Origin of the sequence: Streptomyces sp. NPDC059718, assembly GCF_042733315.1 — a bacterium.
In the GTDB taxonomy this organism is placed as follows: Bacteria; Actinomycetota; Actinomycetes; order Streptomycetales; family Streptomycetaceae; genus Actinacidiphila.
Genome location: NZ_JBHWGA010000016.1, coordinates 85,195 through 98,993, shown reverse-complemented (window position 1 = coordinate 98,993; position 13,799 = coordinate 85,195). Strand labels below are relative to the sequence as shown.

The following is a 13,799-nucleotide window of genomic DNA, read 5'->3' as shown; positions in this document are numbered from 1 at the left end:
GGTGAGGCGCATGTTCATCGCACCGGACCCGGGGCGCGCGCGGCTGCGCGGCGCCTCGCGCGCGGTGCTGGGCATCGCGGGGGCGGTCGCCGCCGTGGCGGCGGCCGGGCTGCCGCTGCCCGCCGTCGTGGTCGGCGGGCTGGCCGCGCTGCTGGCGCTGTTCGTCGTCGCCGACCCCGGACCGGCCCGGCAGGCCGTGACGACCGCGCTGATGCCCGTGGTGGGCTTCCCCGTCCTCGCGCTGGCCGCCTGGCTGCATCCGTACCCGGGCGCGCGGGACGCGGCCTTCCTCGCGGTGGTCTTCGCCGGGGTCTACGCCCGCCGCTGGGGGGCGCGCGGCCACGCGCTGGGCGTCTTCGCGTTCATGATGTTCTTCATCGCCCAGTTCCTCCGGGCCGGGCCGGGACTGCTGCCGGAGCTGTACGGGGCCGTGGGCCTCGGGCTGGGCTGCGCCGCCCTCGTCCGCTTCGGCCTGTGGTGCTACGAGCGGGGGGCCGTTCCGGCGCCCGCCGTCGTCCTGCCCCAGCCCCGGGGGCTGCGCCGCCCGACGACCCGGCAGGCGTTCCAGGCGGTGCTCGCGGGCGGGATCGCGGTGGCGGTGGGCCAGACGCTGTCCGAGGACCGCTGGTACTGGGCGGTCGGCACCGCCTGGTGGATCTTCGTGAACACCGCCTCGCGGGGCGAGACCCTCGTGCGGGGCTTCCGCCGCGTCCTGGGCACCGTCACCGGCATCGTTGCCGGGTTCGCGGTGGCGCTGCCGCTGCACGGGGCGCCCGCGCCGACCGCCGCGCTGGTCGCCGTCTGCGTCTTCGGGATCTTCTACACCGCCCCGGTCTCGTACAGCTGGATGATGTTCTTCGTGACGGTGATGGCGGGACTGCTCTACGGCCTGCTCGGCATCCTCCACCCCGGGCTGCTGGCGCTGCGGCTGGGGGAGACCGCCGTCGGCGCCCTGGGCGCGGCCGTCGCGGTCCTCGTGGTGCTGCCGGTGACCACGCACGCGGCGACCGACGCCTGGATCCGCCGCGCGCTGCACGCGGTCCACGACTTCACCGGCGAGGCCGCCCGTCACCTCGCCGGCGGCCCGGCCGACGACCTGGCCCGCCACGCGGCGGAGCTCGACGTGCTCCTGGAACGGGTGCGGGCCGCCGTCGCCCCGCTGGTGCACCCGCTCAGCCCGATGCGGCACCGCAAGGCCCGGGCCCGTACCGTCCTCGCCCTGCTCGACGAGTGCGCCCGTCAGGTCCGCGGCCTCGCGGAGGTCGTGGCCGACCCGTACGCCTGCCACGACGAGCGCCTCACGGCGGCCTGCCACCGGGTCGAGATCGCCGTCCGGCGCCTGGTGCCCCCGGGCACGGCCGGGAGCGGCACCCCGGCGCCCGGAACGGCCACCGGGGAGGCCGCGGGCCCGCACCCGCACGCCGACCGGGCCCTGGAGCACCTGCGCAGCCTCGAGACGGCCCTCACCGGCCTGGCGGCCCCCCTCGGCGCCCCCGCGCGTCCCACGCGGGCCGGGGAGCCCGTCTGAGCACGCGCGGCAGGGGCGCGCCCCTGCCGCGCGGAGGCCCATCGGCGGCGCCGGGCGTGCGTGCCGGGTTCGTGTGCGCCCCCGGGCGGATCGGGACCGGTCACGGTCGCCACGTGACCGGATTGCGTCCAACCTGCGTCGTGATGTGTCAATTCACCTGATTCTGAGCCCTGTTCGGCGCGGCGTGCCAGGATGACTGACTCCGGACAAGCGGTGAGACCGAATCCAGTCTCGTGCCGTATCCGCGGACCGTGCGGCAAACGGTTCGCACAGGGCGGTCTTGGGGGTGCCAGGCGTGCTGAGATTTCTGCGCCGTACCGGGGGGAAGAACGAACGGCGTACCGGGCCGGGCCGCGTGCCGCCCGCGGCGGAGCACGCGCGGATGGACGGCCCGGAGCCGCTGGCCGGGTGCCCGGCGGGACACCCGCAGGCGGCGGAAGAGGACGCCGAGGCGCGGCGTCCCGAGGACGCCGCGGCCGCCTGCCCCGTCGACGGCGCGGCCGGTCAGGGCGCCGCTCCGGCCGTCGCGCACAAGGACGTGGACGTCCGCGCGCTGGCCACGGACTTCCTGCGGCAGTACCACCACGAGCTGCCCGGAGCCGCCGGCGACCCGCAGCAGCGGCTCGCCGCGGTGCTCGCCGAGATCGACGCGACGGGCACCTACCGGCACACCCACGAGGAGCTCGTCTTCGGCGCGCGCGTCGCCTGGCGCAACAGCAACCGCTGCATAGGGCGCCTGTACTGGAACTCCCTGCAGGTCCGCGACCGCCGCCACGTCGCCACCGCGCGCGGGGTGGCCCTGGAGGCCGCCGCCCACCTGAGGGTCGCGACCAACGGCGGGCGGATCCGCCCGGTCATCACCGTCTTCGCCCCGGACACCCCGGACCGCCCCGGCCCGAGGATCTGGAACGACCAGCTCATCCGCTACGCCGGCTACCTCCGGCCCGACGGCGCCGTGCTCGGCGATCCCGGCAACACCGGCATCACCGAGGTGGCCCGGCGGCTCGGCTGGTCCGGCGGTCCCGGCACGCCCTTCGACGTCCTGCCGCTGGTCGTGCAGGGCGGAGCCGAACCGCCGCGCCACTTCCCGCTGCCGGCCGACGCGGTCCTGGAGGTGCCGATCGTGCACCCGGAGTTCGACTGGCTCGCGGAGTGGGGCCTGCGCTGGCACGCCGTCCCGGCGATCTCCTCCATGTGCCTGGAGATCGGCGGCGTCTGCTACCCGGCCGCGCCCTTCAACGGCTGGTACATGGGCACCGAGATAGGCGCCCGCAACTTCGCCGACACCGACCGCTACGACCTCCTGCCGCGCTTCGCCGACCGCCTCGGCCTGGACACCGGCAGCGACCGCTCGCTCTGGCGCGACCGGGCCCTGGTCGAGCTCAACCGGGCCGTGCTGCACTCCTTCGACCGCGTCGGCGTCACCATCACCGACCACCACACCGAATCCCGGCGCTTCCTCGCCCACATCGAACGGGAGGAGCGCAAGGACCGCCCCGTGCCCGCCGACTGGTCGTGGATCGTGCCGCCCATCTCCGGCTCGGCCACCGGCGTCTTCCACCGCTACTACGACACCGGCGACCTGACCCCCGCCTACGTCCACCACCCCGAGTCGCTCGCCCTCGCCCGCGGAGAGACGCTGGTGTGACGGGGGCAACGGGATCGGTTTCCGGCCACTGCGTTACTCTCAGCCGCCGTACAGACAATCAGCGGAAGAGGTACGGCAGTGGCCGGGCACGTTTACATCGGGTCGTTCACCTCGGCGGGCGGCAAAGGGCTGACCACCGCCGCCGTCGACCCCGATTCGGGAGCGCTGACGGTGCTGCGCGCCGACTCCGCGGTGGAGGACCCCTCCTTCCTGGTGCTCTCCGAGGACAGCGGCCTGCTCTACGCCGTCAGTGAGCACGCCGAGGCCGGCGGCGCGGCCGTGTTCTCGCTGGGCGACCCCGCCCGCCCCGAACTGCTGGGCGCCACGGTGCCGGTGGGCGGCGGCGCGCCCACCCATCTGTGCCTGCACCGGGGACACCTGCTCACCGCCAACTACGCCTCCGGCACCGTCAGCGTGCTGCCGGTCGACGACCGCGGCGCGCTCGGCGGGCCGCGCCACGTCCTGGAGCACGAGGGCGACGGCCCCGACCCGGAGCGGCAGGAGGGCCCGCACGCCCACATGGTGCTGCCCGACCCCTCCGGGCGCTGGGTGCTCAGCGTGGACCTCGGCACGGACTCCGTGCGCGTCTGCGAACTCGACGCGGACAGCGGGGAGCTGGAGGTGGAACGCGAGATGGGCCTGCGCTCCGGCACCGGACCGCGGCACCTCACCTTCCACCCGCGCGGCGACCGCGCCTACGTCATGAACGAGCTGGAGTCCGTGGTGACGGTCTGTCACTGGGACGCGCAGGTGGGCCGTCTGAAGCCCGTCGCCGAGGTCTCCGTGCTGCCCGCGGACGCCGCCGGCCCGAACTACCCCTCCGAGCTGGTCGTCTCGCCCGACGGGCGGTTCGCCTGGGCCGCCAACCGAGGGCACAACAGCATCGCGGTGCTGTCCGTCGACGACAGCGGTGACCGGCTGGAACTGCTGGAGACGGTGGACTGCGGAGGCGACTGGCCGCGCCACCTGACCCTCGACCCCTCAGGGAAGCGGCTCTACGCGGCCAACGAGCGCTCCGGCGACGTCAGCTGGTTCGACGTGGACCCGGTCACCGGCACACCCAAGCCGGCCGGCTCGGTGGCCGTCCCGGCCGCCTCCTGCGTGGTCTTCGGCTGACGGCGGCTTCCCCGTACGCGCAACGGCGTGGTGGTCCGCCCCCGGATCCGGTGCGGACCACCACGCCGTTGTCGTCGACGGCCCGCGGGTTCAGCCCAGCGGAGCACCCTGCGACGACTGGGCGATGCCCAGGGCCGTGGTGTACGTGGAGACGACCAGCTTGCCGATGGTGGGGTAGGGACCCAACGCGTCGGCCGCGGAGCAGTCGGCCTCCTTGGCGGCGTCGTGCAGCACCTCGGGGGCGACCTCGGGACCGACCACGTACGGCGCGAGCGCCAGGGTCGTCGAGCCGGACGAGCGCAGCTGCTCGGCGACCTGGGCGACCGAGCCCTCGATGTCCAGCGCGGCGGCCAGCACCGGCACCGCGAGACGTGCGGCCAGCAGCAGACCCGTCACACCCGCCGCCTGGACGGCCTCCTCGCCACCCACGGTGGCCAGGATGATGCCGTCGGCGGCCGTGGCCACCGTGAACAGGCGGGCGCGGTCGGCGCGGGCCAGGCCGGCCTCGGAGAGGCGCACGTGCAGCGCCTCCGCCAGCAGCGGGTGAGGGCCGAGCACGTCGGTCACCTCGGCCGGGGAGCGGCTGTCCGCGACGGCCTGGCGGATCCGGCGCATCACCGACGGCTCGGGACCGGCCAGCAGCGGGACCACGACGGCCGCGGGGGCCTGGTCGCCGCGCTCGGCGGCGGCCTGGGCCACCGCGGACTCGAGCGTCGGGTACTCCTCGCCGTCGCCGTCGACGTAGCCGATGCGCGGGTCGAGACCGGAGAGCTCGATGCGGGCGATGCTGACGATCTCCTCCGCGAGACTGCGTATCGCGGAGGACGGGGTGCCGGGCACGGCGAGGACCAGCGCGGGGGCGCCCTCGGGCGTGGTCAGCGGCTCCGGGCGCCGGTGCCGCCCGGGCTGGCGGGGGCGGGGCATTCGAACGGGCAGGCCGGGTGCGGGCCCTTCGGCAGTGCTCATGGCGAGGCATGCTAGTGCCTTTGCGCGCTCTGTTGTTCGGGCGGGTCCATCGCAGGGGTTACCTGTCCGGTTCTGTCCCGATACGGTGCCGGGTCCGCGCACCCCGGCACCGTATGCGCGCCGTGATCAGCCGAGTCCGCGCGAGTCCTGCTTGAGGGCGGTGTCCACGGTGAGCGCGGAGGCGACGACCATGCTCAGCAGGGGGTCCGGCAGCTGCCGGTGGATCTGCAGCACGTAGTTGTCGGCCGTGGTGAACATCGTCTTCGCCAGGCCCTCCCACGTCTTGGTGATCCGGGCGACCTCGGTGTCGGTGTGGTCGACGATGGAGAAGTTCCAGGCACGCCAGTTCTCGGCCTTGATCGCGCCGATCTTCTGGCCGTTGACCTCGAAGGAGAAGTTGATCTTCCCGATGGCGTTCTGCTGTACGATCTCGCCGAGCGTCATGCCGTCGGCGCGCTGCACGATCACCTTGGACTTGATGAACTTCGCGGGCCGGGTCAGCAGCAGCTGCGGCTGCCCGTGGGCGTCGCGCACCTCCAGGCGCACCGACATGAACTGGTCGACGCTCGCGACGAAGCGCAGCACCTTCCGCGCGGCGCTCTGTCCGACCTGGAGCACCGAGCCGAGCTGGCGCCCCTGCTGGTCGAAGACGCTGTACTCGTTGCTCAGCTCGATGAGCTTGGCCTTCTGATTGACCACCAGGACGGGCTCGCTGAAGAGCGTGCCCCCACCCGGGCCGGTGGGGGCCACGCCGGCCTGCTGCTGCACCTGGCGCCGGATGCGCGACGGGTCGGGACCGCCGTCGACGCCCAGCTCCCAGGGGTTGTCCTTGGGCTGCGGCGGGACCTGCACGCCGCCCGCGTGGGTGTGCTCCGTCCACTGGGACCCGTCCCAGTAGCGCAGCAGGTTCTGCGTGCCGTGCGGGTCCGGGTACCAGCCCGCCGGGGTGTTCGAATGCGTCGTCACCCGGGCAGACTAACGGCTGCCTCCGTCAGGGCAGCTGCCAGTCCACCGGATCCGTGCCCTGCCGAACCAAGAGGTCGTTGGCCCGGCTGAACGGACGCGAGCCGAAGAAGCCGCGGTCGGCCGACATCGGGGAGGGGTGGGCGGACTCCACGGCCGGCAGGTTCCCCAGCAACGGTCGCAGCTTGCGCGCGTCGGAGCCCCACAGGATGGACACCAAGGGCTTGCCGCGCGCGGCGAGCGCGCGGATGGCCTGCTCGGTGACCGCCTCCCAGCCCTTGCCGCGGTGACCTCCGGGCTTGCCCGGCGTGGTGGTGAGCGCCCTGTTGAGCAGCAGGACGCCCTGCCGGGTCCAGGGGGTCAGGTCGCCGTTGGAGGGCTGGGGCAGACCGAGGTCGGTGTTCAGCTCCCGGTAGATGTTCAGCAGGCTGCCGGGCAGCGGCCGCACCTCCGGGGCCACCGAGAACGACAGCCCGACGGCGTGCCCCGGGGTGGGATACGGGTCCTGGCCCACGATCAGCACCCGGACGTCGTCGAAGGGCTGCTGGAACGCGCGCAGCACGTTCGCCCCCGACGGCAGGTAGGTGCGGCCCGCGGCGATCTCGGCGCGCAGGAAGTCGCCCATTTCGGCGATCTTCCCGGCGACCGGCTCCAGAGCCTTGGCCCAGCCTTCTTCGACGATTTCGTTCAACGGTCGTGCTGCCACGGTGAGTCACTCTAGTGGCTCACACCGACACTCAGACCACGGCCGCCCTCACGCACAGGACATCGGGCAGGTGCGAGGCCACCAGCCGCCAGGTGTCGCCCTCGTCGGCGCTGGCGTACACCTCGCCGTTGCGGTTGCCGAAGTACACGCCGACCGGGTCCGCGTCGTCGGTGCGCAGCCCGTCGCGCAGGACCACGCCGTAGTGCTCCTGCGTGGGCAGCCCGGCGGACAGGGCCGTCCACGAGGCGCCGGCGTCCTCGGTGCGGTAGACCCGGCAGCGGTAGTCCGGCTGGTAGCGGTCGCTGCCGTCGTTGACCGGGGAGACGTACGCGACTCCGCCGCGGCGGGGGTGGGCGGCGACGGCGAAGCCGAAGTCCGCGGGCAGGCCCTTGCCGATCTCCGTCCAGCTCGCGCCGGCGTCGTCGCTGCGGTAGACCCCGCCGTGGTTCTGCAGGTACAGCCGGTCCGGGTCCTCGGCGTCCCGGTCGATCTTGTGCACGCACTGGCCGAACTCCGGGTACGGGTCGGGCAGGAACTCCGCCTTGATCCCGGTGTTGGACGCCTCCCAGCTCGCGCCGCCGTCGGCCGAGCGGTAGACCCCGCCGGAGGAGACGGCCGCGACCACCACGTCGGCGTCACGCGGATCGGTGACCACCGTGTGCACCGCCTGACCGCCGAACCCGGCACCCCACAGCTCCCGCTGCGGGTGCTCCCACAGGCTCCGCACGAACTCGAAGGTCACCCCGCCGTCGTCCGAGCGGAAGAGCGCCCCCGGCTCCGTGCCGGCCCACACCAGGTCCGGGGCGCCGGCGCCGGCGGGCTGGATCTGCCAGACGCGCTCCAGGGAGGCGTCCGTGTCCTTGGGGAACCGCACCGCGGGCCTGGCGGGCTCCTCCCAGCTGCGCCCGAGGTCGTCGGAGCGGAAGACCGACGGGCCCCAGTGCGAGCTGTCCGCGCCGACCAGCAGCCGGGGCACGGCCCGGCGCGTGTCGATGCCCACCGAGTACACCGCCTGCATGGGGAAGTGCGGACCGGTCAGCTCCCACGTCCCGGCGCCGCCCCGCCGTCCCAGGAACAATCCCTTGCGTGTGCCGATCGCGAGTACGACGTCGTCCATGACGCACCATCTCCGAGCTACGGGGAATGTGTTCTGCATCACAGATTCTGCACCGCCCCACCGACAACCGGGGGCCGCGGCGCGCCTCCTCCCCGCCGAAGCGTGCCGCGCCGGCCCCGGCGCGCGGTGGCCCCCGTCGGCGAACGGCCGGGCGGCGAAGGGGATTTGCCCCACCGCCGGCCCGCCGTGGAGAGCTGGTACGGCAGCGGTCGAACTACGAGAATTCTCGTAAAATGGGTGCATGACCCCGCAGCAGCCCCTCACCACGGCCGCCTTCGTCCCCGGCGGGAGGGTGTGCGAGCACCCGGACCGCGCGGACATCCGCCTGGAGGCCGTCCTGCACGCGTTGGCCGACCCCATGCGCCTGCGCGTGGTGCGGACGCTGGCGGCGCGGGGAACGGAGGCGGCGTGCTCCGAGGTCGAGTTGCCCGTCAGCAAGTCCACCTGCACCCACCACTTCCGGGTGCTCCGCGAGGCCGGGGTGATCAGCCAGACCTACCGGGGCACCTCCAAGATGAACGCGCTGCGCCGCGCGGACCTAGAGGCGCTCTTCCCCGGGCTTCTGGACACCGTCCTCGCCGCCGCCGACCGGCAGGGAGGGCGGCTCGGCGGGACCGCCGGCGTCGTCCGCGCCTGAACCGGAGCCGCCGGGCAGGTGGTTGAAGAGCAGGTTCAGCGCGATCGCGGTGATGCACCCCGCGCTGATCCCGCTGTCCATCACCGTCTGGAACCAGTCGGGGAAGGCGTCGTAGACCGTCGGGACGCCGACCGGCAGCAGTCCGACCGCGACCGACACCGCCACCACGGTCAGATTGCCGTTGCCGTGGAAGTCGACGGTGGACAGGGTCCGCACCCCGCTCGCCGCCACCGTCCCGAACATCACCAGGCCCGCGCCGCCCAGCACGGGCGCCGGGATCGCCGCGACCACCGCTCCCAGCTTGGGCAGCAGCCCCAGCAGCACGAGGATGCCGCCCGCGGTCGCCACCACCCAGCGGCTGCGCACCCGGGTCATCCCCACGAGGCCGACGTTCTGCGCGTAGGCGGTGTACGGGAAGGTGTTGAAGACCCCGCCGAGCACGGTCGACACCCCGTCGGCGCGCAGGCCGTCCGCGAGCCGCCGTGGTTCCACGTGGCGGCCGGTCAGCTCGCCCACGGCGATGATGTCGCCGGTCGTCTCGGTCATCGTCACGAGGGCCACGACGAGCATGGAGGCGATCGCGGCGCCCTGGAAGTCGGGCGTGCCGAAGTGGAACGGCGTGCTGATCCCGACCCAGTCGGCGCCGTCGACCGCGCCGAAGTCGGTGAAGCCCAGCGGAACGGACGCCAGGGTGCCCAGCACGATGCCCGCCAGGACCGCGACGCGCGCGAGGGCAGGGGGCGCGAAGCGCTGGACCAGCAGGACGGCCATGAGCACCGCGGCCGCCAGGGCGAGGTTCCGCGGCGCCCCGAAGTCGGCCGAACCCACCCCGCCCGCCGCCCAGTTGCCGGCCACCGGCAGCAGGCTGAGCCCAATGACCAGGATCACGGTGCCGGTGACCAGCGGCGGGAAGAACCGCAGCAGCCGCCCGAAGACCGGCGCCAGCAGGACCATCGCCACTCCCGAGGCGATGACGGCGCCGTAGATCGCGGGCAGTCCGCCGTCCTGGCCGATCAGCACCATGGGTGCGACCGCCGCGAAGGTGCAGCCCTGCATGATGGGCAGCCGGACGCCGAACCGCCACCAGCCCACGCACTGCAGCAGCGTGGCGATGCCGCACACCAGCAGGTCCGCCGTGATCAGGTAGGCGAGGTCGGCGGGCGGTAGCTTCAGCGCGCCGCCGACGATGAGCGGCACGGCGACCGCGCCCGCGTACATCGCCAGCACGTGCTGGAGCCCGAACGCCCCGAGCTGGACGGCGGGCAGGACCTCGTCGACGGGATGGACGGCGGGACGGTGCGGCGGCGTCGCCATGGGCAGCTCCTCGTACGCGGCGCGGGTGAGCGGTGGAACGACGAAGTGGTGCCCGGGACCCCGGTGAGCGTAAACAGTTTGTTGATTTCGGAGGTGTTTTCCCCCGGGATCTCACCCCCGGATCTCACCCCGTGGGGCGCGCGGCCGCCAACAGCCCTTCCCAGTCGGGGATCTTCACGGTCGCGCGGTCCAGCGACCGCCCCAGCGCCGCCTCGGCGGCCTCGATGGCCTCCCACCCGGTCCACTCCACGGGGTCCTGCCCCAGTGCCCGCAGGCCATCGAGCGGATCGGCGTCCGCGGTGCGCCGGGCCAGCAGCTCCCGTGCGTCGGTGACCAGGGCCGCCGCCGTCTGCTTCGCGCAGGGCCGGTTGGTGCCGATCACGCCGGTCGGCCCGCGCTTGATCCAGCCGGCGACGTACTCGCCGGGGGAGGGGGCGCCGCCGCGCAGCACCCGGCCCTCCGCGTTGGGCACGATGCCGAGCCGGTCGTCGAACGGCAGCCCGTCCAGGGGCACGCCGCGGTAACCGACCGACCGCAGCACCAGTCCGGCGGCGATGTCCTCGAGGACGCCCGTGCCGCGCACCCCGCCCCGCCCGTCCGGCACGGTCCGCTCGAACCGCACCCCGGTCACCCCGTCCTCGCCGAGCACCGCCACCGGCCGCAGGAAGAACCGCAGGTGGATGCGGCGGCGCCGGCCCGCCGCGGGTCGGGAGGCCCAGCCGCGCAGCACCTCCACATTGCGCCGGGCGACCGGCACGAGCCCCTGCGGATCGGCGTACGCGGGGTCGAGCGCCAGCTCCCCGGGACGGACGAGCACATCCGCGTCGGGCAGGTCGCCGAGCTCGCGCAGCTCCTTGGTGGTGAACTTCGCCTGCGAGGGCCCGCGCCGCCCCACCATGTGCACGTCCGTGACCTGGCTGTCCGCCAGGGCCCGGAGCACCCCCTCGGGCACATCGGTGTGCCGCAGCTCCCCGGCGCCGCGGGCCAGGATGCGGGCGACGTCGACGGCCACGTTGCCGACCCCGATGACGACCGCGGAGCGGGCGTGCAGCGGGAAGCCGTCGGGAGCCTCGTCGGGATGGGCGCTGTACCAGGAGACGAAGTGGGTGGCCGCGCAACTGCCCGGCAGGTCCTCCCCGGGCACCCCGAGGCGGCGGTCGGTCGCGGCGCCGACGCAGTACACCACCGCGTGGTACAGCCCCAGCAGCGCTTGCGGGGGGAGCCCCGGACCGCCGACGGTCACATTGCCGAGGAAGCGGATCCGGGGGTCCTCCAGGACGCGCCGCAGCGTGCCCTGCAGGGACTTGATCTTCTCGTGGTCGGGGGCCACCCCGTACCGGACCAGGCCGTACGGGCAGGGGAGCCGGTCGAGTACGTCGACGGCGACGTCCGGCACCGACTCCTGGCGGGTCAGCGCCTCGGCCGTGTACACCCCGCTGGGACCTGATCCGACGACTGCCACACGCAGCACGGGCGCCTCCCCTTCGGCGAGGGTTGGGTTCACCTCGGCGGCCCGTGTGCCGCCCGGAACGGGCGGGACGGGCGGCCACGTCCAGCATCGCACCGAGTGACCACCGGGGGGAGGGCGCCGGAGCGTGTCGCGGTCCGGGATGTCAGCCCATGGCGCGCATCCGGGCGATCTCGGCGCTCTGCTGGGCGATCACCTCGTTCGCCCACTCGGCGACCAGGACGTTGCGGCCGTGCGTGAGCACGTCGGTGGCCATCGTCACCGCGCCGCGGTGGTGGGCGGTCATCAGGCGGAGGAACTGCCGGTCGAACTCCGTGCCGCGCGCCGCGCGCAGCGCCGCCAGCTGCGCCGCGGTGGCCATTCCGGGCATCGCGGCGTGGTCATGGTCGTGAGCGGTGGCGTGGGAGCCGCCGTTGGTCTTGAGCCAGGCCTCCATGGTGTCGATCTCCGGGCCCTGCGCGGCGTCGATGCGCGCGGCGAGTCCGCGGACCTTCTCGTCCGAGGCGCGGGTGCCCGCGAGGGCGGTCATGACAAGCGCCTGCTGATGGTGGGCGATCATGTTCGTCACATAGGTGAGGTCCGCCGGGTTCGGGGAGTCGTCGGGCAGGGCCTTCGCCGCCTCCTCCGGGGAGAGGGTGGTGGCCTTCTCGCCCGGCGCTCCCGGCGCGATGACCGAGGGCGCGGCGGACGCGGAATCGCTTCCGGAACCCCCGTCGCAGCTGGTCAGGGCGAGGATTAAGGAGGCGGTGAGGGCCAGCGCGGACAGCGTCGCAACACGATACGAAGAAAACACCAGTGCATTGTCATCTTTTGACGCGCACATGAGAAGGGCCATACTGCCGGGGTCCGCATGAAGTTCAACCGCGAACGGATACAAGGAGGACGCGGTGAAGCGCTTACGTACAGCCCTCGCTCGCCCCGGACGACTGGCGGCCCTGGCGGCCGCGGCCGTCACGCTGCTCGGACTGGCGGTTCCGGCCCCCGCCACGGCCGACGGGAGCATCCCGGGTGTCGACGAGGTCGTGACGAGCGCCAACGTTCAGCACCTGGTCAACATACCCAAGCAATCCCTCGGGGGGTTCAACACCGACCTGGCGTTCCAGGGCAGATACGCCTTCGCGGGCAACTACGACGGCTTCGTCATCTGGGACATCAGCCGTCCCACCAGCCCCAAGATGGTCAGCCAGGTCCTGTGCCCCGGATCCCAGAACGACATATCGGTCTCCGGGAACCTGCTGGTCCTGTCCACCGACTCCTCGCGCTCGGACAGCTCCTGCGCGAGCACGAGCCAGTCCGCGGCCGAGAAGTCCTCGTGGGAGGGCGTCAAGGTCTTCGACATCAGCGACAAGGCCAACCCGCGCTACGTCGCGGCCGTGGAGACCGCCTGCGGTTCCCACACGCACACCCTCGTACCTGGCAAGCGCGACCTGTTCGTCTACGTGTCCTCCTACTCGCCCAGCGCCACCTTCCCGGACTGCCAGCCGCCGCACGACGGCATCTCCGTGGTGAAGATCCCGCGCAGCCACCCGGAGAAGTCCGCCGTGACGGCCTTCCCGGTCCTCTTCCCGGACGGCGGCAACCCGGGCGTCCCGCCCACCGACACCCAGGCCCGGGTCAGTGAGACCACCGGCTGCCACGACATCACCGCGTTCCCGAAGCTGGGGCTCGCGGCCGGCGCCTGCATGGGCGACGGCATCCTGATGGACATCTCCGACCCCGAGCGCCCGAAGGTCCTCGACCGCGTCCAGGACAACGTCAACTTCTCGTTCTGGCACTCGGCGACCTTCAACGAGCGCGGCACCAAGGTCGTCTTCACCGACGAGCTGGGCGGTGGCGGCGGCGCCGAGTGCAACACCGCGATCGGTCCGCAGCGCGGCGCCGACGGCATCTACGACATCGTCCGCAAGCACGGCAAGCCCAAGCTGGTCTTCCGGAACTACTACAAGATCCCGCGCCACCAGGCCGACACCGAGAACTGCGTCGCCCACAACGGGTCGCTCATCCCCGCCAAGGGCCGCGACATCATGGTCCAGGCCTGGTACCAGGGCGGCGTCTCCGTGTGGGACTTCACCGACTCCGCGCGTCCCAAGGAGATCGGCTACTTCGAGCGCGGGCCCATCTCGACCGACACCCTGACCCTCGGCGGCTCCTGGAGCGCCTACTACTACAACGGCTACATCTACTCGAACGACATCGCCAAGGGCTTCGACGTCCTCAAGATCTCCGACAAGCGCACCGACAGCGCCCGGGGCATCCGGCTCGCCGAGCTCAACGTCCAGACCCAGCCCGACTACCGCTGAGCGGTCCCGGGCAACGGCGTTCCGCCGGGCGGCAGG

Annotated in this window: 12 protein-coding genes; 5 read left to right on the top strand and 7 right to left on the bottom strand. The window is 73.2% G+C overall.

All coding sequences use genetic code 11. The features are described 5' to 3' along the window. Window positions 1–10 precede the first annotated feature (10 nt). From ACFV3E_RS19720 to ACFV3E_RS19710, 3 genes are all read left to right on the top strand, one after another. Window positions 11–1,528, top strand: a complete 1,518-nt coding sequence (locus ACFV3E_RS19720; RefSeq protein ID WP_500535771.1) for an FUSC family protein — start codon at window positions 11–13, stop codon at window positions 1,526–1,528. Between the two features lie 382 nt (window positions 1,529–1,910). Further along, the gene (locus tag ACFV3E_RS19715) at window positions 1,911–3,176 is read left to right on the top strand and encodes a nitric oxide synthase oxygenase (RefSeq protein ID WP_500535825.1); all 1,266 of its coding nucleotides are present in this window, start codon (window positions 1,911–1,913) and stop codon (window positions 3,174–3,176) included. Window positions 3,177–3,254: 78 nt separating this feature from the next. Then, complete coding sequence (locus tag ACFV3E_RS19710; protein ID WP_500535770.1) at window positions 3,255–4,292, top strand: lactonase family protein; 1,038 nt, start codon at window positions 3,255–3,257, stop codon at window positions 4,290–4,292. Between the two features lie 90 nt (window positions 4,293–4,382). On the opposite strand, the gene ACFV3E_RS19705 is transcribed toward ACFV3E_RS19710, so the two are convergent. The 4 genes from ACFV3E_RS19705 to ACFV3E_RS19690 form a co-directional block, all read right to left on the bottom strand. After that, a complete protein-coding gene (locus tag ACFV3E_RS19705; RefSeq protein WP_500535769.1) occupies window positions 4,383–5,258 on the bottom strand; it encodes a sirohydrochlorin chelatase in 876 nt (291 codons plus the stop codon). A gap of 126 nt (window positions 5,259–5,384) precedes the next feature. Next, complete coding sequence (locus ACFV3E_RS19700; RefSeq protein ID WP_500535768.1) at window positions 5,385–6,224, bottom strand: LURP-one-related family protein; 840 nt, start codon at window positions 6,222–6,224, stop codon at window positions 5,385–5,387. A 25-nt stretch (window positions 6,225–6,249) separates the two neighbouring features. Further along, entirely contained in the window at window positions 6,250–6,927 is a 678-nt protein-coding gene (locus ACFV3E_RS19695) for a uracil-DNA glycosylase (RefSeq protein ID WP_500535767.1), read from the bottom strand. Between the two features lie 31 nt (window positions 6,928–6,958). Further along, window positions 6,959–8,044, bottom strand: coding sequence for a sialidase family protein (locus ACFV3E_RS19690; protein ID WP_500535766.1), 1,086 nt, complete (start codon window positions 8,042–8,044; stop codon window positions 6,959–6,961). Between the two features lie 241 nt (window positions 8,045–8,285). Between ACFV3E_RS19690 and ACFV3E_RS19685 the strand changes: the two genes are divergently transcribed. Continuing rightward, window positions 8,286–8,681: an ArsR/SmtB family transcription factor gene (locus ACFV3E_RS19685; protein ID WP_500535765.1), complete on the top strand. Its 396-nt coding sequence runs from the start codon at window positions 8,286–8,288 to the stop codon at window positions 8,679–8,681. Here the strand turns inward: ACFV3E_RS19685 and ACFV3E_RS19680 are convergent. The 3 genes from ACFV3E_RS19680 to ACFV3E_RS19670 all read right to left on the bottom strand — a co-directional run bounded on the left by ACFV3E_RS19680 (window position 8,583) and on the right by ACFV3E_RS19670 (window position 12,199). Next, complete coding sequence (locus tag ACFV3E_RS19680) at window positions 8,583–9,995, bottom strand: nucleobase:cation symporter-2 family protein (RefSeq protein ID WP_500535764.1); 1,413 nt, start codon at window positions 9,993–9,995, stop codon at window positions 8,583–8,585. The two genes, ACFV3E_RS19685 and ACFV3E_RS19680, sit on opposite strands and share 99 nt — an antisense overlap. A gap of 124 nt (window positions 9,996–10,119) precedes the next feature. Next, window positions 10,120–11,466, bottom strand: coding sequence for an FAD-dependent oxidoreductase (locus ACFV3E_RS19675; protein WP_500535763.1), 1,347 nt, complete (start codon window positions 11,464–11,466; stop codon window positions 10,120–10,122). A gap of 142 nt (window positions 11,467–11,608) precedes the next feature. Continuing rightward, the gene (locus ACFV3E_RS19670) at window positions 11,609–12,199 is read right to left on the bottom strand and encodes a DUF305 domain-containing protein (RefSeq protein ID WP_500535824.1); all 591 of its coding nucleotides are present in this window, start codon (window positions 12,197–12,199) and stop codon (window positions 11,609–11,611) included. 199 nt (window positions 12,200–12,398) lie between these two features. On the opposite strand from ACFV3E_RS19670, the gene ACFV3E_RS19665 reads away from it, so the two are divergent. Beyond that, window positions 12,399–13,763, top strand: coding sequence for an LVIVD repeat-containing protein (locus tag ACFV3E_RS19665; protein ID WP_500535823.1), 1,365 nt, complete (start codon window positions 12,399–12,401; stop codon window positions 13,761–13,763). Window positions 13,764–13,799: the final 36 nt, after the last annotated feature.

Coding starts and splice junctions, on each gene's coding strand:
- ACFV3E_RS19720 (WP_500535771.1), top strand. CDS start 11: ATGTTCATCGCACCGGACCCGGGGCGCGCGCGGCTGCGCGGCGCCTCG.
- ACFV3E_RS19715 (WP_500535825.1), top strand. CDS start 1,911: ATGGACGGCCCGGAGCCGCTGGCCGGGTGCCCGGCGGGACACCCGCAG.
- ACFV3E_RS19705 (WP_500535769.1), bottom strand. CDS start 5,258: ATGAGCACTGCCGAAGGGCCCGCACCCGGCCTGCCCGTTCGAATGCCC.
- ACFV3E_RS19690 (WP_500535766.1), bottom strand. CDS start 8,044: ATGGACGACGTCGTACTCGCGATCGGCACACGCAAGGGATTGTTCCTG.
- ACFV3E_RS19685 (WP_500535765.1), top strand. CDS start 8,286: ATGACCCCGCAGCAGCCCCTCACCACGGCCGCCTTCGTCCCCGGCGGG.
- ACFV3E_RS19680 (WP_500535764.1), bottom strand. CDS start 9,995: ATGGCGACGCCGCCGCACCGTCCCGCCGTCCATCCCGTCGACGAGGTC.